The organism is Paenibacillus sp. MMO-58, assembly GCF_037146255.1.
Lineage (GTDB): Bacteria > Bacillota > Bacilli > Paenibacillales > Paenibacillaceae > Pristimantibacillus.
In genome coordinates this window covers 102,800-127,192 of the sequence record NZ_JBBCVY010000002.1, presented here as the reverse complement: position 1 = coordinate 127,192, position 24,393 = coordinate 102,800, and the positions used below count along the sequence as shown (strand labels likewise).

The following is a 24,393-nucleotide window of genomic DNA, read 5'->3' as shown; positions in this document are numbered from 1 at the left end:
TGATATAATTTTTGTGGCAATGATGTGGATAGAGACTTGAAGCAGAGAGTGGGGAAACCCACTCTTTACGTTTTGTAAACGGCTTTTTTCGCATACGAATCGGCCGCTTGCACGCGTATGAAGAAACAGGAGGTTACACCGATTGAGCACATCCAAAATCAAAACCGTCGTTGAGGCTATGGTTACTCCTTTCCTCAACAGCAATGGATTTGAACTTGTTGATATTGAGTACGTCAAGGAAGGCAGCAATTACTTCCTTCGGGTGTTCGTGGACAAGGAAGGCGGCATCGATATTGACGAATGCGGCAGAATCAGCGAATTTTTGAGCGAGGAATTGGATAAGAACGATCCGGTCTCCGATGCTTACTTCCTGGAAGTGTCTTCCCCGGGTGCGGAGCGTCCGCTTAAGAAACCGGAAGATGTTCGCAAGGCGGTCGGCAAGCATGTCTACATAACGACTTACGAGCCGATTGACGGTTCCAAGGAATTTGAAGGGCAGCTTACCTCGTTTGACGGTGAACAGGCTACCGTAAAAATCGGCAAGAAAGAGCATGTCATTCCTTACGTCAAGGTCGCGAGCGCTCGTCTTGCAATTGTTTTCTAAATAGCGGTTTATTTTTGAAAGGGGGAACTCCATTCCAATGAGCATGGATTTTATTGAAGCATTGTCGGAAATCGAGAGGGATAAAGGGATTGCCAAGGAAGTGCTGTTAGAAGCGATTGAAGCGGCTTTGATATCGAGCTACAAGCGCAACTTCAATACAGCGCAAAATGTACGCGTGGACATTAACCGCCACAGTGGCGTTATTAAAGTATACGCTCGCAAGACGGTTGTAGACGAAGTGCTCGACCCGCGTCTTGAAATTACGGTTGACGCAGCGCGTGAGATTAACCCTCACTACGCGCTGGACGATATCGCGGATATCGAAGTTACGCCTCGCGACTTCGGCCGGATTGCCGCCCAGACAGCCAAGCAGGTCGTTACGCAGCGTATTCGCGAAGCGGAGCGCGGTCTGATCTATAACGCATTTATCGATAAGGAAGAGGATATCGTTAACGGTATCGTACAGCGCCAGGATACTCGCAACCTGTTTGTTGACCTTGGCAAGGTTGAAGCGGTTCTTCCGCTTACTGAACTGATGCCTACGGACAAATTCAAGCATGGCGACCGCGTGAAGTCGTATATCACAAAGGTAGAGAATACGACGAAAGGGCCGCAAATTATTTTGTCCCGTACTCATCCAGGCCTTCTGAAGCGTCTCTTCGAGCTTGAAGTTCCGGAAATTTACGACGGTGTTGTCGAGATCCGTTCCGTTGCCCGCGAGGCCGGCTACCGTTCGAAGATTGCCGTTTATTCGCGTAACGAAGAGGTTGATCCGGTTGGATCCTGCGTAGGCCCTAAAGGCATGCGCGTTCAAACCATCGTCAACGAGCTTACCGGCGAGAAGATCGATATCGTCCGCTGGTCGGAGAGCGTAGAGGAATATGTGGCGAATGCGCTTAGCCCTTCGAAAGTGCTCGAGGTTATCGTATTCGAGCAAGAGAAAATGGCCCGCGTAATCGTGCCTGATTACCAGCTGTCTCTCGCGATTGGCATTAAAGGTCAGAATGCGCGCCTTGCCGCGAAGCTGACTGGCTGGAAAATCGATATCAAGAGCGAAACGCAAGCGGAGCAGGAGTACGGCCGTCCGAAAACAACGGCAGGCACCATGCACCAGGATTCCGTTTCTATCGATTAATAGCAGGCTTACATCTTGGGTCCATTAACGGGCAAAGGAGGGGTGTGCGGTGAGACCGAGAAAAGTGCCGCTTCGCAAGTGCGTGGCTTGCCAAGAAATGAAGCCAAAGAGAGAACTCATCCGGGTTGTTCGGACACCAAACGAAGAAGTGCTTATAGACCTAACGGGGAAAAAAGCCGGCCGCGGCGCCTATTTATGCGGACAGGTCAGCTGCTTTAAGCTGGCTAAGAAGTCCAAGGCGCTTGACCGGGCATTAAAGCAGGCAGTCGACGCATCGATTTACGACCAGCTTGAACAGGATTTCATAGCGGTGGAAGACGAGTTTCTGGCAGGCAAGGAGCGGGATAGCGATGAAGATGAATAAAGGCTTGTCTTCGCTCGGAATGGCCATGAGAGCCGGAAAGCTAATTACCGGAGATGAAATTGTGCTCAAGGCGGTTCGTAAAGGTGAAGCGCAGCTCGTGATCATAGCGGGCGACGCTTCTCCAAACACGAAGAAGAAGTTTCGCGACAAATGCAACACCTACGGGGTACAGCTCGCCGAAGCATTTGACCGCGATCAGCTTGGAAAGGCCATTGGAAAGCCGGAACGAGTCGTACTGGCGGTAACTGACGCAAAGTTCGGAAAAATGATTGCGGGTCATCTGAGTCAAAATTCGGAGGTGGATAATATTGAGCAAACAACAGGACAACAGCAAGGACAATAAAGATAAAACCCGCGTATACGAATACGCGAAATCGCTAAACATGAGCAGTAAAGAAATTATAACGATTCTTAAACGGCTTAATCTGCCCGTTAATAATCATATGAGTGTCATGGAAAACGAAATGGTTCAAAAAGTGGAAGGCTTCTTCCGCGATATCAAACAAAATGCGGCTGCGAAGCGTGCACAGGAATCGGGCAGTGCTACCGTATCGGCGGCACCTCAGGCACAGAACACAAGCAAGCAGCAGAATCAAACGGTACAAAAAAATCTATCTCAGGACAGACAGGGGCCTATGAATTCTATTAAAACGACATCTGAAACCAACCAATCGCAACAAGAACAACGTCCGCAAAGTCAGCAAGGAAACGAAAATCAAACGAACGCTAGCCAGGCTAACGCCGGCTCAAGCGACAATAACGCAAGCAGCAATAACAGACCGCAAAACAGCGGCAACCGTCAAGGTTCTTATCAAGGCCAAGGCGGCAATCGTCCGCAAGGCGGCGGCGGCTATAACCGTCCGCAAGGTCAAGGCGGCCAAGGCGGTAATCGCCCGCAAGGCGGCGGCGGATACAACCGTCCGCAAGGTCAAGGTGGTCAAGGCGGTCAAGGCGGCAATCGTCCGCAAGGCGGCGGCGGATACAACCGTCCGCAAGGTCAAGGCAGTCAAGGCGGCCAAGGTGGCAATCGTCCGCAAGGTCAAGGCGGCGGATTTAACCGTCCGCAAGGTCAAGGCGGCGCACCGGGCGGCAACCGTCCGCAAGGCGGCGGCGCACCAGGCGGTAACCGTCCGCAAGGTCAAGGCGGCGGACAAAACCGTTCGTTCGATTCGTCCCGTCCGGCACCAACTTCGCGTGGTACTGCGGCAGGCGAAACAAACAACCGTAAAGGCAACAATGCGGTAAACAAAAACAGAACGGGTGGCAACAACGGCAGCCAAAAGCGTTTCGACGATGGCAAGCCGAACTTTAGAACGAATCCTAACGGTCGCGGCAGAGGCGGCAGAAATAACCGTAACCATTCGCAGCAGCCTCCTCGCGAGAAAATTGACAATACGCCTAAGAAAATCATTGTGCGCGGCACCATGACAGTAGGCGACTTGGCAAAGCTTCTTCATAAGGATGCGTCTGAAGTTATCAAGAAGCTTATTTCTCTTGGCGTAATGGCTACCATTAACCAAGAGCTTGATATGGATACCATTCTTCTGATTGCTCAAGAGTTTGGCGTTGAGGTCGAAGTGAAAATTCCGGTTGAAGAAGATACCTTCGAAACCGTGGAAGAAGTGGATGATGAAGCAGATCTGACGACTCGTCCACCGGTTGTAACGATTATGGGACACGTTGACCATGGTAAAACAACCCTTCTCGACGCTATCCGTCATACAAACGTAACGGGCGGCGAAGCAGGCGGTATCACCCAGCATATCGGTGCTTACCAAGTTGAGATCAATCACAAGAAAATCACCTTCCTCGATACACCGGGTCACGAAGCGTTTACGCTTATGCGCGCACGCGGTGCTCAAGTAACGGATATTACGATCATCGTTGTTGCAGCCGATGACGGCGTTATGCCTCAGACGGTTGAAGCAGTCAACCATGCGAAAGCGGCTGGCGTGCCAATTATCGTAGCGGTTAACAAAATCGATAAACCGGACGCAGATCCTGACAAAATCAAACAGGCGCTTACGGAATACGAACTCGTTCCGGAAGAGTGGGGCGGCGATACCATTTTCGTTAACGTATCGGCTAAGCAACGCCTTGGTCTGGAAGAGCTGCTCGAGATGATTCTGCTCGTGGCTGAAGTTAATGATTACAAAGCGAATTCCGACAAACGCGCACGCGGTACGGTTATTGAAGCCGAGCTGGATAAAGGTAAAGGTCCGGTAGCACGCGTTCTCGTACAACACGGCTCGCTTAAGATTGGCGATGCTTTCGTTGCCGGCAACTGCTTCGGTCGTGTCCGTGCGATGGTCAACGATAAAGGCCGCCGTATCAAAGAAGCAGGTCCTTCTACTCCGGTTGAGATTACCGGCTTGACAGAAGTACCGCTTGCAGGCGATCCGTTTATGGTATTTGAAGACGAGCGCAAAGCAAGAGCAATTGCTGACCGTCGTTCGATCAAACAACGTCAATCGGAGCTTGGCGCGAATTCACGCGTTACGCTTGACGATCTGTTCAAGCATATTCAAGAAGGCGAGATCAAAGATCTTAACATCATTATCAAGTCTGACGTTCAAGGCTCGACAGAGGCCCTCAAAGGCTCCCTGGCGAAAATTGAAATCGAAGGCGTTCGCATCAAGATCATTCACAGCGGCGTAGGCGCGATCACGGAGTCCGATATCAACTTGGCTGCGGCATCCAACGCTATCGTAATCGGATTTAACGTTCGTCCAGAGCCGCAAGCTGATCTTGCTGCTCAACAGGAGAAAGTAGATGTTCGTCTCCACCGCGTTATTTACAACGTCATCGAAGAAATCGAGCAAGCCATGAAAGGCATGCTGGATCCAATCTTCAAAGAAGTTGTTCAAGGCCAAGCGGAAGTCCGCAACATCTTCAAACTCAGCAAAGTTGGCGCTATTGCCGGTTGTATGGTTATCAGCGGCAAAATTACGCGTAACTCCGAAGTTCGCGTCATCCGCGGCGGCATCGTTGTATTCGAAGGAAAAATGGATACCGTTAAACGCTTCAAGGATGATGTGAAAGAAGTTGCTCAAGGCTACGAGTGCGGTATTACGATCGAACGGTTTAGCGACTTCAAAGAAGGGGATATTATTGAAGCCTTCGTAATGGAGTCCGTAGAGAGGTGATTAACGCATGGCTAAAATTCGTGTAGGACGGGTCGGCGAACAGATTAAAAAAGAGCTGAGCCAAATTATCCAGACCGAGTTGAAGGATCCTCGTATCGGATTTATTACGGTAACGGGTGTTGAGGCGACAAGCGACCTTTCCCAGGCGCGTGTCTACCTCAGCGTGCTCGGCAGCGAAGAACAGAAGGAAGAAACCCTTAAAGCGCTTGGCAAAGCAAACGGATATCTCCGTTCTGAGCTTGGCAAGCGCATGCGTCTCCGTCATACGCCGGAATTGCTGTTCAAGTTCGACAGCAGTATCGAGTATGGCAGCCGTATCGAAGGGCTGCTCGAAGAAATTAACCGTGGGAACAAAGGCCAATGACGGCCGGCGCAGACTACGGGCTACAGCTTGAAGCTGCACTTGCATTTATGCGGGAAGGAGACGACTTCTTGGTCGTCTCCCACGTGCAGCCCGATGGGGATGCAATAAGTTCAACATCGGTTATAGGCTGGATGCTTGATCAATTGGGAAAAACAAATACGCTGATTAATGAAGGGGAATCTCCTTCACGGCTTAACTACTTAAGAGGCTTTGATCAAATCGTCAATTACCGCAAGGAGAAGCCGGGGCAAACGCACACGCATGTCATTGCGGTCGATTGCGCCGATTTTCGGCGTATTGGCGAGGTTTCAGCCTTGTTTGCGCAGGATGCGAAAATACTTAATATCGACCATCATCCGACCAATGACGGGTTTGGCGCGGTTAATGTCATTCGTCCCGACGCTGCGGCTACGGTCGAGATCCTGTTTGATCTGATCGAATTGTCCGGTTTAAGCATCGATGTGGATTGCGCGACGGCCATCTATACAGGACTGCTTACGGATACCGGAGGTTTCCGTTATTCCAATACAAGTCCAAAAGTGATGGATGTTGCTTCCCGAATGCTCTCTCTAGGTGCGCCAGGGCATCAGCTTGCCGATCATTTGCTTGAGAAAATGACGATGGCTAAGCTGAAGCTTCTTCAGCGTTGCTTGGCGAGACTGACCTTTACGGAGGATCAGCAGATCGGCTGGTTGTATGTCGGCAAGGATGATATGAAAGAGATTGGCGCTGTGCCCGATGATCTGGAAGGGATCGTCAATTACGCGCTTAATATTGACGGTGTGGAAGTCGGGATTCTTTTCAAAGAAACCGAAGATGGCGGAGTTAAGGCAAGTCTTCGTTCTGCAGGAAAAGCGAATGTCGCGGCTATTGCTCAGGCATTAGGCGGCGGCGGACATGTCCGTGCGGCCGGTTGCCGTATGCAAGGGTCGCTTACGGAAGCGATGCAGGAACTTGTTGAAGCGGTTAGAAAGGCGTTGAATGAATAGATGGACGGAATTATTGCCGTATGGAAACCTGCCGGTTGGACGTCCCATGATGTAGTGGCGAAAGTACGGCGAATCGTTCGCATGAAGCGTATCGGGCATGCGGGAACTCTTGATCCGATGGTTACCGGAGTCTTGCCGCTATGCCTCGGAAGATCTACAAGAGTGGTTGAATATTTGCAGGAGAGGCCAAAAGCCTACGAAGCCGTTATTCAGCTAGGTACAGCTACGGATACGGAAGACTTGACGGGGAGAGTCCTCGAAGAGCAGACTGGAATTAAGGTTACGAGAGAACAGGTGCTGCAAGTGTTGCAAAGCTTTGTTGGCGAAATCGATCAGGTACCGCCGATGTTCTCCGCCGTGAAGGTAGACGGGAAGCGGCTGTATGAGCTCGCAAGGGAAGGCAAGACCGTTGAACGGAAATCACGCAAAGTGACAATTCATCAGATTGATCTTCTGAATGCGGATCTTGACTCGGATCTGCCCCGATTCACCTTTTCCGTCATCTGCTCCAAAGGTACGTATATCCGTACGTTATGCGTAGATATCGGCCGTGCGCTGGGCGTTCCTGCAGCGATGGCAGAGCTTACCCGGACGATGTCCGGAGGCATTACCAGAGAGCGATGCGTCACGATTGAAGAGCTGGAGGAGCTGCAGGCTGCAGGGAAGCTGGAGGAGAAATTGCTTCCGGCCGATATTGCGATTGATCATCTTCAGCGAATTCAAGCAAATGCAGCGGTTACCGAGATGGCGCTTCGAGGGCAGAAAATACCGTACAATCGGATGGCCGCTTCCTTCGATTCCAGCAGTCTCGTACGCCTATATGGCGGGAATGATGCTTTTATCGGAATTTTTGAGGCCGATGATCAAGCATTGGTCCTTAAGCCGGTGAAAGTATTTTCCTAACCGGGATTATATAGAGGAATTGCAGGTGTATCAGCATGGAAATTATATCCCTTACTTATCCTTTATCCGAATGCCCGGCTTTGCTTCAGAACAAGAAGCTTGCCGTTGCAATCGGACATTTTGACGGTGTTCACCGCGGCCATCGGAACGTGATTACCCAAGCGGTACAAATAGCGAAGTATACAGGGGCTTTGTCTGCTGTTATGACCTTCCTGCCGCATCCGAAAGAGGTTCTTGGACAAGGCGATCAATATTTCAGCTGCTTGACGCCGCCGGAAGAGAAGCGGGCTTTATTTGCAGAGCTTGGCGTCGATATCATGATTGTAGTGAATTTCGATTTGACCTTTGCGGCAATCAGTCCACAGCAGTTTGTAGATGAAGTACTGCGTCCTCTGCATGCCGCGCATGTTATTGTCGGATTTGATTTCACTTTTGGCGCCAAAGGCATGGGCAACCCGGAAATGATGAGGACGCTAGGCAGTCCCGATATTACCGTCGATATTGTTGAGCCTCTGTACGAGAATGGCGAGAAGGTAAGCAGCACGTATATCCGGAGCGCGCTGGAGAAGGGTGACATTGCACTGGCAACAACTCTTCTTGGGCGTCCTTATGAAGTGGATGGCACCGTTGTTCACGGCGATGCGCGAGGAAGAACGATCGGTTTCCCGACAGCCAATGTAGGTTTGTCCAAGCCTTACGTAACGCCTTGTCTTGGGGTATTCGCCATCAAGGCGCATGTGGCAGGAAAAACTTATTACGGAGTGCTTAATCACGGAATGAAGCCAACGTTTAACAAAGAAGAGATTCGTCCCGTATTAGAGGCGCATCTGTTCGATTTCCATCAAGAGATTTATGGAGAACCAATCACGCTTGAGTTCCATTCCTTTATCCGTGCGGAGAAACGGTTTGGTTCCGTGCATGAATTAATCGAGCAGATTGGGGAAGACGCTAAGCAAACTAAGCAATTCTTTGGTTTGTCCTAAGCGGCAGCATTTACTTGCCTTCTTCATTGTGCTATACTAAGTAACGTTGTGGGCGAGAGCGGCTTGTCCGTTATCGTACCGCATTTGAACCTTAGCTTGGAAATCAGCTCTCACCGGCGGTTTCGAGGCTAATGGCGATTAACTGAAATAGGAGGTGAACAAGGATGGCAATTACACAAGATCGTAAAACACAACTGATCGAGACTCACAAAACACACGCGAGCGACACGGGTTCCCCGGAAGTTCAAGTGGCTATCCTGACGGAAAACATCGTGAACTTGACGCAACACTTGCGGGAGCACAAGAAAGATCATCATTCCCGCCGTGGTCTGCTCAAGATGGTTGGTCAACGCCGTAAGCTGTTGGCATACCTGAAAAATAAAGATGTTAGACGTTACAGCGCATTGATCGAAAAACTCGGCCTTCGCCGCTAGAACATGTTTCATGAAAAGCAACCTGGTTGTCTTGCCGTCCGGGCTACCGGAACCGGCAGAATCGGGTTGCTTTTTGTAATATCACAACATTCAGCAGGATATACCAGCCCTGTTCACGAATGTAAAAACCAATGGTTTTACATAACTACGACTTTAAGCACATGTTTGCTTATGAAAGCAAGTATGGCTTCATTACTCTTTTTAGGAGGGAATACGTTTGCAACGAGTAGAGATGTTATTAGGCGGCAGAACGCTTGTGCTGGAAACAGGTCGTTTGGCAAAACAGGCTAATGCAGCAGTAACGGTTCGCTACGGGGATACAGTAGTTCTCTGTACGGTTACCGCTTCGACTGAGCCCAAGGATTTAGACTTCTTCCCACTTACAGTTAACTATGAAGAGCGTCTGTACGCTGTAGGTAAAATTCCAGGCGGATTTATTAAACGCGAAGGACGCCCAAGCGAGAAGGCGATTTTGTCAAGCCGTTTGACTGACCGTCCGATTCGTCCGCTGTTCCCGGAAGGCTTCCGTAACGACGTTCAAGTTGCGAATATCGTAATGAGCGTAGACCAGAACTGCACGCCGGAAATAGCGGCAATGATCGGTACTTCCGCGGCATTGAGCATTTCCGACGTACCATTTAACGGTCCTATCGGCGGTGTAAATGTAGGTCGAATCAATGGTCAATTCATCATCAACCCAACTGTGGAACAAGAAGCGGAGACTGAAATCTTCGTAACGGTTGCCGGCACCAAAGACGCAATCATGATGGTAGAGGCAGAAGGTAATGAAGTTGCGGAAGATGTTATGCTGGAAGCGATCATGTTCGGGCATGACGAGATCAAGAAAATCGTCGCTACGATCGAAGAGCTGCAAGCCACTGCGGGCAAACCAAAAATGGAAGTAAAACTTCACGCGGTTAACGCTGAAGTGAATGCCGCCGTTCGTGCCTTTGCTTCGGAAAAGCTGGTTGAAGCGATCCGTATTCCGGAGAAGCATGCACGTCAAGATGCGATTGACGCTGTTAACGGTGACACCGTTGCTCATTTCGAAGAAGTGTATGCCGAAACTCCAGAACTTCTTGCCGATGTGAAGGAAGTACTGTATGACATCGTCAAAGAAGAAGTACGCCGCTTGATCACGCATGATAAAGTACGTCCTGACGGCCGCGCTCTCGAAGAGATCCGTCCAATTGAGTGTGATGTTGCTTTGCTGCCGCGTACGCACGGCTCCGGCTTGTTCACACGTGGACAAACACAGGCGCTTAGTATCTGTACGCTTGGTGCACTTGGCGATGTTCAAATCTTGGACGGCATTAGCCCGGAAGAGACGAAACGCTTTATGCATCATTACAACTTCCCGCCATTCAGCGTAGGCGAAGCCCGTCCTCTGCGTCCTCCTGGCCGCCGCGAGATTGGTCATGGCGCACTTGGCGAACGCGCACTCTCCAAGGTTATTCCATCCGAAACGGAATTCCCTTACACCATCCGTCTGGTTTCCGAAGTTCTCGAATCGAACGGTTCGACTTCGCAGGCAAGTATTTGCGCTAGCACGCTGGCTATGATGGATGCAGGCGTACCGATTAAAGCCCCAGTAGCCGGTATTGCAATGGGTCTGATCAAAGACGGAGACCATTTCTCGATCCTGTCCGATATTCAAGGGATGGAAGATCATCTTGGCGACATGGACTTTAAAGTTGCGGGTACAGCCCAAGGTGTTACTGCAATCCAAATGGATATCAAAATTAACGGAATCGACCGTGCGATCCTGTCGCAGGCACTGGAACAAGCCCGTATTGGCCGTATGCACATTCTCGGTAAAATGACAGCCGTTATGTCACAGTCGCGTTCGAGCCTGTCGCAATACGCTCCCAAGATCCTTACCCTTCGTATCAACCCAGATAAGATCCGTGACGTTATCGGCTCCGGCGGTAAAATCATCAATAAAATTATTGAAGAAACCGGCGTAAAAATCGATATCGAGCAGGATGGTATGGTCTTTATCGCTTCTTCAAACGAAGAGATGAATCAAAAAGCGAAAGCCATCATCGAGGGTATCGTAAAAGAAGTCGTTATTGGCGAGGTTTACCTCGGAACTGTAAAACGGATCGAGAAATTCGGAGCGTTTGTTGAAATTCTCCCGAACAAAGACGGTCTCGTTCACATTTCGCAGCTGTCTACCGAACGCGTAGCAAAGGTAGAAGATGTCGTTGCGATTGGCGATCAGATTACGGTAAAAGTTACGGAAATCGATCAGCAGGGTCGTATTAACCTGTCCCGCAAAGCTGTTCTGACTCCACAAGTTCCAGCGCAGTAATTCTACTGCGCTTCTATAAGCAAGGCAGCAAAGAGCCAGATTTGATCTGTCTCTTTTTGTTTTGCCAGCACAAAGAGACAGATCCGTGACAGTCTTCTTTTTGTTTTGCCTGTTATGCGCATAATCTCGTCCAGCTCTACATACCTATTAGACAAGCGCAGGCGTATGGATAACCTATGCCTGCATTCGCCATAATATGTGGCCTATATCGATAAGTAGGAGCTGGAATGATGCGTATGCGGAATAAAATCATCGGGCTTTGTGCTTCCTTTATCGTACTATTTGTTTTTATCCGGCTGAATGTCGGGGGTATCATGGATTATATTCAAGCAGTAAAAGGGCAGGAAGCTGTTGTTACGGGGGCAGAATCCGCAATTTCCGATGAGGAAAAGGCGAAGCTGCGGGAAACAATAGAAGCGGAGGCCCAGCAGCGTTATGTTGAACCCATTGATGCAAGGATTGACCGGGTATGGAAAGCGATTCCCGGCTATAACGGTCTGGAAGTGGATGTAGAGAAGACCTATCAACAAATGCTTGCAAGCGGTAAAACTTCGCCGATTCAGTATGTATACAAGGAGATCCCTCCGAAAATCTCCTTAAAGGATTTGGGGCCATGGCCGATTTACAAAGGCAACCCGAACAAGAAAATGATTGCAATTATGGTTAATGTCGCATGGGGCAACGAATATCTCCCGGCTATATTGGACACCTTCGATAAAGAAAACGTGAAGGCAACCTTTTTCCTGGATGGTTCCTGGTTAAAGAAATATCCGGAGGTTGCGAAGCAGATTCAGGAACGGGGACATGAAATTTCGAATCATGCGTATTCGCATCCCGACATGAAAACCCTAAATAGACAATCCCAGTATACGCAAATTTCCCGTACCGAGGATTTGATAAAGGGAACGCTAGGCGCGCAGAACAAATGGTTCGCTCCGCCTTCCGGCTCGTACAATCAGACAACCGTTCAGGTTGCCAGCGAACAAGGTTTAATGACGGTTATGTGGACGATTGATACGGTGGATTGGCGCAAGCCGTCCCCGGATTGGATCATTCAGAAAATTTCCTCCAAGCTGGAGCCTGGAGCATTGATTCTTATGCATCCTACCGCCTCTTCCAGAGATGCGCTAACAGGCATGATACGAGAAGCGAAGCGGCAAGGATACGCGCTGGGTACGGTCAGCGAAACGCTGTCGCCGAACCGACTGCCTTCTGCGGTTGAGTAGATTCCCTAAATTTGTTATAGTGAAATCATTCATGTTCGGCTCATGCTTACGAAGCATGAATCATGCGGTAAGCTTATGCTTACGAAGCATGAATCACCACAAACGGTTGTGAACCAACCTTTGTGTGGCAATTCATTAAGCTTATGCTTACGAAGCATGAATCACCACATACGGTTGTGAACCAACCTATGTGTGGCAATTCATTAAGCTTATGCTTACGAAGCATGAATCACCACATACGGTTGATAAATCAACCTATGTGTGGCAATTCATTTTAGGAGGATACCAAGTGAATAAATATACGCTCAGCAATGGCCTCCGCGTCGTTGTGGAATATTTGCCGACATTCCGGTCGGTTTCCTTCGGCATTTGGGTAAAGACTGGTTCCCGGAATGAAACTCCCGAGAACAACGGGGTTTCCCATTTTGTCGAGCACATGCTGTTCAAAGGCACAAACGGCCGTACAGCAAAAGACATTGCCGATCTGTTTGACGGGATTGGCGGCAACGTTAATGCATTTACATCCAAGGAATACACCTGCTATTTCGCAAAGGTGCTGGATGAGCATCTGCCGCTTGCGGTAGACGCGCTTTCGGATATGTTCTTCGAATCAAAGCTGGATGCGGAAGAACTGGCGAAAGAGAAAAACGTAATCCTGGAAGAAATCTCAATGTACGAAGATACGCCGGATGACAAGGTTCATGATGAGGCTTCCCGTGCAGCCTATGGCGATCATCCGCTTGCATACTCGATTCTTGGTCTGGAAGAACGCCTAGCAGCCATGAATTCCGAATCGCTGCGCGGTTATATGAAGGATACATACACGATTGAAAATACGGTGATCAGCGTTGCCGGCAACGTAGAGGAAACCAAGCTTTTGGCACTCCTCGAGCAATACTTCGGCCGCTTCCAGAACAAAGGGAAGAGCGGTATAGTAACGGCCCCAACATTCCACGGCGAATATGTTTATTTCAAGAAAAAGACTGAGCAGAACCATCTCTGCCTTACATTCCCTGGCTGTTCCAATTCAGATCCGCAGCTCTATGCCATGATTCTGTTGAATAATGCGCTTGGCGGGGGAATGAGCTCAAGACTGTTCCAGGAAATCCGCGAGAAGCGGGGCTTGGCTTATTCCGTCTATTCGTATCATACGTCTTATGCAGACAGCGGATTGTTCACGGTCTATGCGGGAACAGCGCCGAAGCAGACGAAGGAAGTGCTTGATCTGACCCTTGAGCAGATGGAAGAGCTCTCGGTGAAAGGACTTAGCGACGAAGAGCTTCATCGCGGGAAAGAGCAGCTGAAAGGCAGTTTGATCCTTAGCCTTGAAAGCACAAGCAGCCGGATGAACCGTCTAGGCAAAAACGAATTGATGATCGGAAGACACTTTACGCTGGACGAAATGCTGCAACGCATCGACAATGTCACGATGAAGGATGTACGGGAAGTAACGGAGCGGATGTTGTCCGTGCCGTTTGCCGTTGCCATGGTTGGAACAAACGATAAAGCCGCAGCTCAGATCGGGAGGGATCGTTTTGTTTCAAATTCTGTTTAAACGGCTGCCGGGTAATGAAGATATCGCATTGCCTAGCAAAATGTCGGAATGGGCAGCAGGTTTTGACCTGCAAGCTGCGGTAACCGATCCAGTCGTGCTGGCGCCAGGGGAGCGCAAGCTGGTACCGACAGGTCTTGCGATGGCGATGCCGCCGCAAGTGGAAGCTCAAGTCCGTCCTAGAAGCGGACTGGCATTCAAGCATGGCATTACCTGCTTGAATTCGCCGGGTACCATTGATGCGGATTACCGCGGTGAAGTTAAGGTATTGCTCATTAACCATGGCCAAGAACCATTCACGATCAATCGCGGCGAGCGTATTGCCCAAATGGTCATCCAGCAGCTGCCGGAAATTGCGATCGCCGAAGCGGATGAGCTTCCGGATACTGTTCGCGGAGCAGGCGGCTTCGGGCATACCGGCGTGTAGTTGGTTTAACAATGCTTGAGGGGCATAATGGGACGGGGTATCCCCTTACCCAAGCCGCTTTCAAGCACAATTGAAAACCAAAAATATCCGGTCTGCACTCAATAGAACCATATAAGCACCAAAACCAGGTTAACCTTGGTTTTGGTGCTTTTTTGCGTTCCGAAATATTGGCTTTCACCATTCTGGGCGCAGGGCATAAGATGGTCTATAACTAGTGCGCAGAAAGGAGTGAAGCCTACATGCTAACAGGCGTTCAAATACTGCTGCTAGGAGGCGATGCGAGACAGCTTGAAGTTATTCGCAAGTTTACCGAGCTGGATGCAACGGTAACGGTGTCCGGCTTTGACGGACTGCATTCTTCCTTGGACGGCGCAGTGCAAGCCGAATTTGACGAGAGCTTGTTTGATGATGTTGATGCACTGCTGCTGCCTGCAGTAGGCACGGACGATAACGGCTTTATTCATGCTGTATTCAGTGACCGCCAGATGCAGTTGGAGGATCGACATATCGCTAGACTTCCTAAGCATTGCAAGGTGTATGCCGGGATGGCTAGACCCTATTTAAGGGATCTTTGCGATAAGCATCAGATTGGTCTTATCGAGCTGTTTGACCGGGATGATGTTGCGATCTACAACTCCATTCCGACGGCAGAAGGGGCCATTATGATGGCCATTCAGAATACGGATATTACGATACATGGATCTACAAGCATGGTATTGGGATTTGGCAGAACCGGGTTTACCATGGCCCGGACCTTGCAGAGCTTAGGTGCGAAAGTACTGATTGGAGTAAGGCGGAGCGAGCATTTCGCAAGGGCCGCCGAGATGGGTTTTACGCCGTTTTACACAAGTCAACTACTCCAAAATACGGGTAATATTGACTTGCTTTTTAATACAATTCCGACTATGATAGTCACAGCGCAAATTATAGCAAATTTGCCCTCGCGAACCGTTATTATTGACCTTGCTTCAAAGCCTGGCGGAACCGATTTCCGCTTCGCCGAGAAGAGGGGCATTAAAGCGATACTCGCGCCCGGACTTCCCGGTATCGTCGCACCCAAAACAGCTGGACGAATCATAGCGGATTGCTTGACTCAGTTGATTACGGACGATTCGATAAAGCGGGGGAATGGGTAATGGATTGGACTGGGAAAACAGTCGGGTATGCGCTGTCTGGCTCGCACTGTACTTTGGCTGAAATAATGCCTCAAATTAAACGGTTTGTGGATGCTGGCGCAAATGTGGTGCCAATCGTATCGCAGACCATTATGACAACAGACACGCGATTCGGATCGTCTGAAGAATGGCAGACGCAGCTGAAGGCGATAACCGGTAACGAAATTATTTCGACGATTGTGCAGGCTGAACCTCTTGGTCCGGCGAAGCTTTTCGATGTGCTTCTGATCGCGCCATGCACGGGCAGCACAACCAGCAGACTCGCTAACGCGATTACCGATAGTGCCGTGCTCATGGCGGCGAAAGCTCAAATGCGCAATTTAAGGCCTTTGGTGCTTGCGATCTCTACAAACGATGGGCTCGGGCTAAACGCTGCTAATATTGCAAAGCTGTTAGTAGCTAAAAATATTTATTTCGTCCCGTTTGGCCAGGATAACCCGGTACAAAAGCCAAACTCGCTTGTCGCGAGAATGGATCTGGCATTGGAAGCATGCGAAGCAGCCTTGCAGGGGAAACAACTGCAGCCGTTACTGATTGAGCGGTTTAACTATTAAAATGCTCTTATAGGTGTATCATCTATTACAAGCAGGCGGCGACGAATTAGGGACGCGGGCGACTCAGCCGGCAAACTTGGATTCGAATACGCCGCTTGTTTTGCCTTCATTTATTCAAAATTGAAATTGTTCGACTAGTGCCACAAAAACAACTACGATCGGGAAGATGTCTGCCTTCGGTTAGGCTTATCCGTTCAGACATCTTTGTATCGGTTACGGAGGAAAGACAGCAATGCGCATCCTGGTACAAAAGTTCGGGGGCACTTCACTTTCGACCGATCATGCTAGAAGCTATTGTCTTCAACATATTGCAAGAGAGCTCGCAAATGGCTATAGCGTAGTGGTCGTTGTTTCGGCAATGGGACGATCAGGGGATCCGTACGCCACGGATACTTTGCTTCAGCTCATCCGCAACAACGGCGATAAGCTGCCGGCGCGGGAGCGGGATATGCTGCTGGGCTGCGGAGAGATTATTTCGGCCGCGGCGTTATGCAGCTTGCTTTGCTCTGAAGGTATACCATCCGTCGTTTTAAACGGCGGTCAAGCAGGCATTATTACGGATGATCAATACGGCCACGCCCGGATTAAGGAGCTGCGTCCCGAGAGGATTTTACAGCATTTACGGGATTCGAAGGTCGTAATTGTAACCGGTTTTCAAGGAAGTACCGAAAGCGGCGATATGACGACGCTAGGCCGAGGCGGAAGCGACACTTCGGCAACGGCGCTTGGTGCCGCGCTTCGTGCGGAAATGGTTGATATTTATACGGATGTTAACGGGATATTGACGGCAGATCCCCGCATAGTGGAAAACGCAAAGCCTCTTCAGGTTGTTAGCTATGCCGAGATCTGCAATATGGCCCGCCAAGGAGCAAAGGTCATTCATCCGCGCGCTGTGGAGATTGCGCAGCAGGCCAGAATTCCCGTTCGGGTAAGATCGACCTTCTCCATGGAAGAAGGGACTCTCGTCTCCGATGCGGCATTTACCCCGGTAACCGACCGTCAGGCTACGGGGATTGCGCATGTATCGGGAGTAACGCAGATTACGGTTAAAGCAATCGAGGGAAGAAGCGATGTGCAGCTTCAAGTATTCCAGACGATGGCAAAGCATCATATCAGCGTTGATTTTATCAACGTGACGCCAAGCGGAGCGGTATACACTGTTTTCGATCAGGACGCTGACCGGGCAGTATCGGTTCTTCAGGAATGCGGATACGATCCTTTAGCTGTTCGCGGTTGCGCGAAAGTGTCGGTCATCGGCGGCGGTATGAACGGCGTGCCGGGCGTTATGGCCCGCATCGTGGAAGCCTTAACCGAAGAAGGTATTACAATCATGCAATCTGCCGACTCCAATACAACGATCTGGGTACTGGTGAAGGCTGAGGATATGGTGAAGGCCGTCAGGGCGCTTCATGCGAAGTTTGAACTTCATATATAGTATTTTGATACGCTAACGAAGTGAAGTACTTTTCAGGAGGTCATAACAATGGATTTTGGTAGATTAATTACTGCAATGGTCACGCCTTTTGATGAAAACGGTCAAATTGACTGGGACACGACCGGTCGCTTGATCGATTATTTGATTGAAGAACAGCAAAGCGACACGCTTGTTGTATCCGGCACTACGGGTGAATCTCCAACATTGACGGAAGAAGAGAAAGCGGAATTGTTCCGTTATGCTGTGAAGCATGCTGCCGGACGCTGCAAAATTATTGCCGGTACGGGAAGCAACAATACGGCGCATTCGATTCATTTGACGAAAGTTGCGGAAGATGCCGGTGTAGACGGAGTGCTTCTGGTTGCTCCGTACTATAACAAGCCAAATCAAGAAGGTTTGTATCAACATTTCAAAGCAATCGCTGAATCTACCAAATTACCTGTCATGCTCTATAACGTTCCGGGCCGTACAGGCATTAATATCTCCGTAGAAACCACACTCCGCCTTGCGGAACTGGATAACGTGGTTGCAACAAAAGATTGTGCGTCCTCCGATCAATTGTCGCAGATTATTGCGGCAGCTCCGGATAGCTTCCGGGTATACAGCGGTGATGACAGCGCTACGCTGCCTACACTTGCGATCGGCGGTTACGGTATTGTAAGTGTGGCCAGCCACATTATCGGCACAAAAATGAAGCAGCTCATCGAATCTTATCTGAGCGGCGATGTGAAGCAGGCAGCTAAGCTGCACGCGGAATGCTACCCAGTATTCAAAGGCTTGTTCGAATGTCCTCATCCGGTTCCTAATCCGGTTGCTGTCAAATACGCGCTTGAACTGCGCGGCATGCCCGTAGGCGGTGTTAGACTTCCGCTTGTGGCAGCCAGCGAAGCCGAGGCGGCTTTTATCAGCAAGCTGGTCTAATATAATACTAGTTTGACCCCGATAAGCAGGGCGGAGTATGTTCTCCGGCCTGCTTATTTGCGTTCAAGCGTGGACAAGCGGGCAGTTGTTTCACCTTGTTTTCCGTCTTTTTCATCATGTATAATGAGGTCAAGTGAAATGGACGGAAAATTCATACAATTGGCTGGAACGGAGACTGGCTTCATTCGAAGGAGGTAAGCACTTGTCGAAGAAAATGCAGGATAAGCTGCTCGTATTTGCCCTTGGCGGGGTTGGCGAGATTGGGAAGAATATGTATGTGGTTCAATATTCGAATGATATTGTTGTCGTGGACGCGGGACTTAAGTTCCCCGAAGAAGATATGCTGGGGATCGATATTGTTATTCCGGATATTTCTTATTTAACGGAAAATCGGGATAAGGTCAAAGCCATTTTGATAACACACGGTCATGAAGACCATATCGGCGGTCTGTCCTATGTATTGAAGCAGCTAAATGTACCCGTTTATGGAACAAAGCTGACATTAGGCCTGATTGAAGGGAAGCTGAAGGAGTCCGGTCTTCTTGGCGAGACGAAGCGGATCGTCATCGATGCGGATTCCGAGGTGCAGCTCGGGACGATCCGGGCAAGCTTTTTTAAGACGAATCATAGTATTCCAGACTCTATAGGCGTTGCGCTTGATACACCGGAAGGGACTATCGTTCATACCGGCGACTTTAAATTTGACTATACGCCGGTGAATGGACAATACGCGGATTTACAACGGATGGCGGAGATCGGCAAAAAAGGCGTGCTTGCCCTCCTGTCGGACAGTACGAATGCGGAAAGACCCGGATTTACACCGTCGGAGAAAAACGTCGGGGAAGAGCTTGAAGATATCTTCCATAAATCGTCTCAACGCGTGGTTGTGGCAACCTTTGCTTCTAACGTGCATCGGATTCAACAAGTGATCAACGCCGCAATCGCAACTAAGCGGTATGTGGCTGTTGTTGGGCGCAGTATGGTTAACGTTGTTACGATAGCATCGGATCTTGGTTATCTGCACATCCCGGACGGTATGATAATCGAGCCCGAGGAAGTGAACAAGCTGGCTGTCGATCGTGTCGTAATTCTGTGCACGGGCAGCCAAGGCGAGCCAATGTCGGCCTTAACGAGGATGGCGCGGTCGACTCATCGCAAGGTTGATATTTTGCCGGGGGATACCGTTATCATCGCCGCTACGCCAATACCGGGGAATGAGCGTTATGTCGGCAGAACGGTAGATGAGCTGTTCCGCTTGGGCGCCCACGTCATTTACGGTCCCGGTTCCATATCGGGAGTTCATGTGTCGGGCCACGGAAGCCAGGAAGAATTAAAGCTGATGCTTAACCTAATCAAACCGAAATATTTTATACCGATTCATGGGGAGTACCGAATGCTAAGGCAGCATGCTCAGCTTGGAGAAGCCGTAGGGATTGAGCGGAGTCATATTTTCGTCATTGAAAACGGGGAAACCGTCGAGTTCCAAGGCGGTCTTGCCCGCAAAGGATCCAAGGTGCAAGCCGGCAATATACTGATTGACGGGCTTGGCGTGGGGGATGTAGGGAATATTGTGCTTAGGGACCGCAAGCTGTTATCCCAGGACGGCATTCTTGTTGTCGTTGTTACTCTGAGCAAGCAGGATGGTGGATCGATCGTTTCCGGTCCGGATATCATCTCCCGCGGCTTTGTTTATGTGCGTGAATCTGAAGGGCTTCTGGATGAGGCAACCAAGATAGTCGCCTCAACGCTTAATAAATTGATGCATGATAAAGTAAACGAGTGGGCTTCACTTAAAACGAATGTAAAAGATGCCCTTGGGCGCTTTTTATACGAACAGACGAGACGACGGCCAATGATTCTTCCGATTATCATGGAAGTATAATAACGAATTTGAAAGAACGTTCCAATATGGGGGATTAGCTCCCTGAGGGACGTTCTTTTTTACTGGCGAAACCGTATAAATTCGCCATTCCACCTCATACTATGACGAGCGTTTACGTTAAGAAGGGGGAGCAAATATGAATTACATGAATGAAGATCAGCCTCAGCAGCCGGATCCGGCAGAGAGCGAGAAGAAGAAGCAAAATTCGATCGTGGAAACGATTCAGCAATTAGGGCAGACGACTACCCCTGCATCGGAATCCAATATTTTCTGTATGACGATTATTGGGCAGGTGGAAGGCCATATCGTCCTGCCGCCGCAAAATAAAACAACCAAATATGAGCATCTCATTCCTCAGCTTGTTGCCGCTGAGCAAAATCCGAAGATCGAAGGTATTCTGATCGTTCTTAATACGGTCGGCGGCGACGTGGAAGCGGGACTTGCCATTGCCGAGATGATTTCATCCTTGTCGAAGCCGACTGTTACGCTGGTGCTTGGCGGAGGCCATTCCATTGGCGTTCCGATTGCGGTAGCGGGCAACATGTCTATTATTGCCGCGACGGCCACCATGACGATTCATCCGATCCGTCTGAACGGGCTTGTTATCGGAGTGCCTCAAACGTTCGAATATTTGGATAAAATGCAGGAGCGCATCTTGAAGTTTGTAACCATGCACTCCAATGTAACGGAAGAAAAATTTAAAGAGTTGATGTTCAAGACCGGCGAGCTGACTAGAGATATCGGGACAACCGTAATTGGTTCGGATGCGGTAAAGTACGGGCTGATTGACGCCGTAGGCGGGTTAGGGGATGCGCTTCGTGAGCTTAACAACCGGATAGCCGAGCGTAAGCCGGCAGCGCAGACTGGGGTGTATAACTAATGACGCTTTATACGATTATGCCGCTTGAGAACGTGCTCGACGGCATACACGGGGAACCGGAATCTTACCAGGAAGTATGGGTTAACGGCGTGTTTATGCAGGTTTCACCCGTAGCGCCGGGAATGGGGAAAATCGTTCGCCTGATTCATTGCGGCCTCGATGATTACTTGAAGCCGGAGCTGGCTCCGGGTAATTTCGTCATGTTCGGACAACCCCCCGTGTCGTAAAAATACGCACAAAGGTTCTTATGTCCAATAGGAACCTTTGCCTGGATATGGTATAATGCTAGGCAGAGGTGACGGAACATTGGCTAAGAAAAGACGAAAGAAAAAATCGATTACAACGCAATTAAAATATGAAGTATACGGTATTTTGCTTATTACGGTATCGGTTATTGCTTTATCAGGAGAGGCTACGGTCGGACGCTCCTTGTCCAAGCTGTTTGGCTTGTTCCTGGGCAAGTTTTATTTTGTATTGGCACTGGTCGGCATCTACGTCGGACTGGTCGTCATGGTCAAAAGGGCTTGGCCGCGCGGTTGGACCAATCGTCGGACAGGCCTTCTTGTGTTTGTTTTGGCTCTCACGTTATCCAGCAGTATAGCCGAAATCGACCGCAAGCTGCTACCGACTTCCGACCTTACGGGTGGAGCTATTCTTCACCAGCTGGGCCAGGATATGAAGGACGAGCTGCTGGCATTTGACGCTACCGATGACAGGCCCATCAGCCAGCGGGCGATAAGTGGCGGCTATATTGGGGCGATTGAATATTCGATGCTGTTTTCGCTGTTTGGTTATTTTGGCTCCAAGCTGATTGCAGGCGTTATGTACGCCATAGCGATTATGCTGCTTACGGGTAAATCATATGTTGAGCTTGCCCGAATCGGCCGGGACAAGAGTTTACGGATATTCAAGCTGCTGGCCGCCAAATGGTCGAAAGGGGCAGTCCTCCGGAGCGCTGCCAAGTCGAATAAAGCCGTTAAACCGCCGGTATTCGCGCAATCCGATGCGATTGACGACGATGACGACGAGGATGATTACGCGGCAGCAATGCCGCCACGGCGCAAGAAGTCCCTGTTCTTCTCCTGGAGACATCAGGAGCAGAATAATCCGCAGGAAGCTCAAATGGCCAACGACGATTGGTCGATGAACGAAGAGCCTTACAACGGAGGGCATGATAACGGCGCGAAGCCGCATTGGGCCAATGCCCAGGCTTGGGATGATAACGAGAACTGGGACCGAAATGGCGAGGATGATTCCGGTTCTGATCATAAACAGCAGGACGACGGGCTTCCTCCTTGGGAAGAGCAGCAGCCAGACCGTGTGAACCCGTCTTCTGCTTCTCCTGCGTATAGCGAGTTTGAGGAAGACGAGGAGCCGGCCGTTATTACAAGAATCGTTCCGCGTGCAGATACATACGACGAAGATGATGAACAAGAGAATTATCCTGTACCTGCAGCGTTGAATGCGGATGCGGCGAGATATACGGAAGATGACGATCAAACCGAGATTGAACCTGCTGCCCTTAATGAAGTTTACGAGGGTCAAGATATACAGGAAGATATAGCGGAAACGGACAAATCCGCAACAACGGGAATCCATCAACCGGCATCGGATGCGCCAATTAAGAAGCCTTACTTGCTGCCGCCTTTTTCTCTGCTTGCCAAGCCCAGCTTGTTGGCAAGAGGCGGAGACGGAGCGGATGCCATGGATTCGAAGCGCAAGTTGGAAGCGACGTTAGAGAGCTTTGGAGTCAAGGCTAAAGTTCTCGACGTAGTACGCGGTCCTGCGGTTACTCGCTATGAGGTGCAGCCGGCATCCGGCGTGAAGGTAAGCCGAATCGTAAGCCTCACAGACGATATCGCCTTGGCTTTGGCGGCAAAAGATATTCGTATGGAAGCGCCTATTCCGGGTAAGTCGGCTATCGGTATAGAAGTTCCTAATATGGAAGTATCGATGGTAACCATGCGCGAAGTCATGGAAACCGCCATCTTCCAAAATGCTCCGTCCAAGCTGTCGATCGCTTTCGGCCGGGATATTTCGGGTCAACCGATTATCGGCAATCTGGCGAGAATGCCCCATCTGCTGGTAGCGGGAGCTACGGGTTCGGGTAAATCGGTATGTATTAACGGCATTATCACAAGTATTCTGTACAAGGCTGCTCCGGATGAAGTAAAGTTTCTGATGGTTGACCCTAAGATGGTCGAATTAAATGTATATAACGGAATTCCGCATTTGCTTGCGCCGGTAGTAACCGACCCAAGACGTGCGGCATTAGCTTTGAAAAAGATCGTTGTAGAGATGGAGAAACGGTATGAGCTGTTCTCCAAATCGAGCACGAGAAATATTGAAGGCTATAACGCCTTAATGGCGGAGAATCCCAAAGCCGTCTTGCCCTATATCGTCGTTATTGTCGACGAGCTTGCGGATTTGATGATGGTCGCCTCTAACGACGTCGAGGATTCCATTGCAAGGCTTGCACAGATGGCCCGCGCAGCGGGTATTCATCTCATTATCGCTACGCAGCGACCGTCTGTAGACGTTATTACCGGGGTTATTAAAGCGAATATCCCGTCCAGGATTGCCTTTGGCGTATCTTCTCAGGTCGACTCCCGTACCATTCTGGATATGGTCGGCGCAGAGAAGCTGCTTGGCAGAGGAGATATGCTGTATCTGCCGGTCGGCATGTCGAAGCCGATTCGCGTCCAGGGAGCCTTCTTGTCCGACCAGGAGGTCGAGGCGCTTGTCGACTACGCAAGAGGCCAGGCTGAAGCGGAGTATAAGGAGGACCTTGTACCTGAAGTAGAGGAAGATTCGGCAGATCCGGAGGAAATTCTGGACGAATTGTATGATCAAGCCGTGCAGATCGTTCTTGAAGCGAAGCAGGCATCCGTGTCGCTTCTGCAGCGGCGGATGCGGGTTGGTTATACCCGCGCGGCAAGGCTTGTGGACCAGATGGAAGCGCGGGGGATCGTTGGCCCTTACGAGGGCAGCAAACCGCGGGAGGTCTTGATGTCGATGGAGCAATACCAGGCCAGCCGTATTCCTTCCTAATCCGCGTAACCGTCTTAAGCAATTGGCAATGATGAATAGAAGCAGGATTCCCTT

Annotated in this window: 22 protein-coding genes; all 22 read left to right on the top strand. The window is 50.0% G+C overall.

Annotation, left to right across the window (positions count from 1 at the left end; genetic code table 11):
• Nucleotides 1-142: 142 nt before the first annotated feature.
• Nucleotides 143-604 carry a ribosome maturation factor RimP gene (rimP, locus tag WFJ73_RS06330; protein WP_336772240.1) on the top strand — a complete coding sequence of 154 codons (462 nt, stop codon included), beginning with the start codon at nucleotides 143-145 and terminating at the stop codon, nucleotides 602-604.
• A gap of 37 nt (nucleotides 605-641) precedes the next feature.
• The gene (gene nusA, locus WFJ73_RS06325) at nucleotides 642-1,739 is read left to right on the top strand and encodes a transcription termination factor NusA (protein ID WP_336772239.1); all 1,098 of its coding nucleotides are present in this window, start codon (nucleotides 642-644) and stop codon (nucleotides 1,737-1,739) included.
• Nucleotides 1,740-1,788: 49 nt separating this feature from the next.
• Nucleotides 1,789-2,103, top strand: a complete 315-nt coding sequence (rnpM, locus tag WFJ73_RS06320) for an RNase P modulator RnpM (RefSeq protein WP_336772238.1) — start codon at nucleotides 1,789-1,791, stop codon at nucleotides 2,101-2,103.
• On the top strand, nucleotides 2,096-2,446 hold the full coding sequence (locus tag WFJ73_RS06315; RefSeq protein ID WP_091183487.1) for a L7Ae/L30e/S12e/Gadd45 family ribosomal protein: 351 nt from the start codon (nucleotides 2,096-2,098) through the stop codon (nucleotides 2,444-2,446). The genes rnpM and WFJ73_RS06315 overlap by 8 nt, the downstream gene beginning before the upstream one ends.
• Nucleotides 2,412-5,249 (top strand): translation initiation factor IF-2, encoded by a 2,838-nt coding sequence (infB, locus tag WFJ73_RS06310; protein WP_336772237.1) that lies wholly within the window; start codon nucleotides 2,412-2,414, stop codon nucleotides 5,247-5,249. Before WFJ73_RS06315 ends, infB begins: the two co-directional genes overlap by 35 nt.
• Nucleotides 5,250-5,256: 7 nt before the next feature.
• On the top strand, nucleotides 5,257-5,613 hold the full coding sequence (gene rbfA / locus WFJ73_RS06305) for a 30S ribosome-binding factor RbfA (protein ID WP_015844983.1): 357 nt from the start codon (nucleotides 5,257-5,259) through the stop codon (nucleotides 5,611-5,613).
• Nucleotides 5,610-6,602 carry a DHH family phosphoesterase gene (locus tag WFJ73_RS06300; RefSeq protein WP_336772236.1) on the top strand — a complete coding sequence of 331 codons (993 nt, stop codon included), beginning with the start codon at nucleotides 5,610-5,612 and terminating at the stop codon, nucleotides 6,600-6,602. Before rbfA ends, WFJ73_RS06300 begins: the two co-directional genes overlap by 4 nt.
• A complete protein-coding gene (gene truB, locus WFJ73_RS06295) occupies nucleotides 6,603-7,505 on the top strand; it encodes a tRNA pseudouridine(55) synthase TruB (RefSeq protein ID WP_336772235.1) in 903 nt (300 codons plus the stop codon). It begins immediately after the preceding gene.
• Between the two features lie 35 nt (nucleotides 7,506-7,540).
• Complete coding sequence (locus WFJ73_RS06290; RefSeq protein WP_336772234.1) at nucleotides 7,541-8,488, top strand: bifunctional riboflavin kinase/FAD synthetase; 948 nt, start codon at nucleotides 7,541-7,543, stop codon at nucleotides 8,486-8,488.
• A 164-nt stretch (nucleotides 8,489-8,652) separates the two neighbouring features.
• Complete coding sequence (gene rpsO / locus WFJ73_RS06285; protein ID WP_015844979.1) at nucleotides 8,653-8,922, top strand: 30S ribosomal protein S15; 270 nt, start codon at nucleotides 8,653-8,655, stop codon at nucleotides 8,920-8,922.
• A 232-nt stretch (nucleotides 8,923-9,154) separates the two neighbouring features.
• Nucleotides 9,155-11,236: a polyribonucleotide nucleotidyltransferase gene (gene pnp, locus WFJ73_RS06280; RefSeq protein ID WP_336773071.1), complete on the top strand. Its 2,082-nt coding sequence runs from the start codon at nucleotides 9,155-9,157 to the stop codon at nucleotides 11,234-11,236.
• Nucleotides 11,237-11,463: 227 nt separating this feature from the next.
• On the top strand, nucleotides 11,464-12,462 hold the full coding sequence (locus WFJ73_RS06275) for a polysaccharide deacetylase family protein (RefSeq protein WP_336772233.1): 999 nt from the start codon (nucleotides 11,464-11,466) through the stop codon (nucleotides 12,460-12,462).
• A gap of 289 nt (nucleotides 12,463-12,751) precedes the next feature.
• The gene (locus WFJ73_RS06270) at nucleotides 12,752-14,017 is read left to right on the top strand and encodes a M16 family metallopeptidase (RefSeq protein WP_336772232.1); all 1,266 of its coding nucleotides are present in this window, start codon (nucleotides 12,752-12,754) and stop codon (nucleotides 14,015-14,017) included.
• On the top strand, nucleotides 13,998-14,441 hold the full coding sequence (dut, locus tag WFJ73_RS06265; RefSeq protein ID WP_336772231.1) for a dUTP diphosphatase: 444 nt from the start codon (nucleotides 13,998-14,000) through the stop codon (nucleotides 14,439-14,441). The genes WFJ73_RS06270 and dut overlap by 20 nt, the downstream gene beginning before the upstream one ends.
• A gap of 239 nt (nucleotides 14,442-14,680) precedes the next feature.
• Nucleotides 14,681-15,577: a dipicolinate synthase subunit DpsA gene (gene dpsA / locus WFJ73_RS06260; RefSeq protein ID WP_336772230.1), complete on the top strand. Its 897-nt coding sequence runs from the start codon at nucleotides 14,681-14,683 to the stop codon at nucleotides 15,575-15,577.
• A complete protein-coding gene (locus WFJ73_RS06255; RefSeq protein WP_127495783.1) occupies nucleotides 15,577-16,170 on the top strand; it encodes a dipicolinate synthase subunit B in 594 nt (197 codons plus the stop codon). The genes dpsA and WFJ73_RS06255 overlap by 1 nt, the downstream gene beginning before the upstream one ends.
• A 232-nt stretch (nucleotides 16,171-16,402) precedes the next feature.
• The gene (gene dapG, locus WFJ73_RS06250) at nucleotides 16,403-17,605 is read left to right on the top strand and encodes an aspartate kinase (RefSeq protein WP_336772229.1); all 1,203 of its coding nucleotides are present in this window, start codon (nucleotides 16,403-16,405) and stop codon (nucleotides 17,603-17,605) included.
• Nucleotides 17,606-17,653: 48 nt separating this feature from the next.
• Nucleotides 17,654-18,526 carry a 4-hydroxy-tetrahydrodipicolinate synthase gene (gene dapA / locus WFJ73_RS06245; protein WP_015844971.1) on the top strand — a complete coding sequence of 291 codons (873 nt, stop codon included), beginning with the start codon at nucleotides 17,654-17,656 and terminating at the stop codon, nucleotides 18,524-18,526.
• 202 nt (nucleotides 18,527-18,728) lie between these two features.
• The gene (locus tag WFJ73_RS06240) at nucleotides 18,729-20,408 is read left to right on the top strand and encodes a ribonuclease J (RefSeq protein ID WP_336772228.1); all 1,680 of its coding nucleotides are present in this window, start codon (nucleotides 18,729-18,731) and stop codon (nucleotides 20,406-20,408) included.
• Between the two features lie 136 nt (nucleotides 20,409-20,544).
• A complete protein-coding gene (locus WFJ73_RS06235) occupies nucleotides 20,545-21,288 on the top strand; it encodes a ClpP family protease (RefSeq protein WP_336772227.1) in 744 nt (247 codons plus the stop codon).
• A complete protein-coding gene (locus tag WFJ73_RS06230) occupies nucleotides 21,288-21,515 on the top strand; it encodes a YlzJ-like family protein (RefSeq protein ID WP_336772226.1) in 228 nt (75 codons plus the stop codon). The genes WFJ73_RS06235 and WFJ73_RS06230 overlap by 1 nt, the downstream gene beginning before the upstream one ends.
• Nucleotides 21,516-21,594: 79 nt before the next feature.
• On the top strand, nucleotides 21,595-24,339 hold the full coding sequence (locus WFJ73_RS06225; RefSeq protein ID WP_336772225.1) for an FtsK/SpoIIIE family DNA translocase: 2,745 nt from the start codon (nucleotides 21,595-21,597) through the stop codon (nucleotides 24,337-24,339).
• The last annotated feature ends 54 nt before the right edge of the window (nucleotides 24,340-24,393 follow it).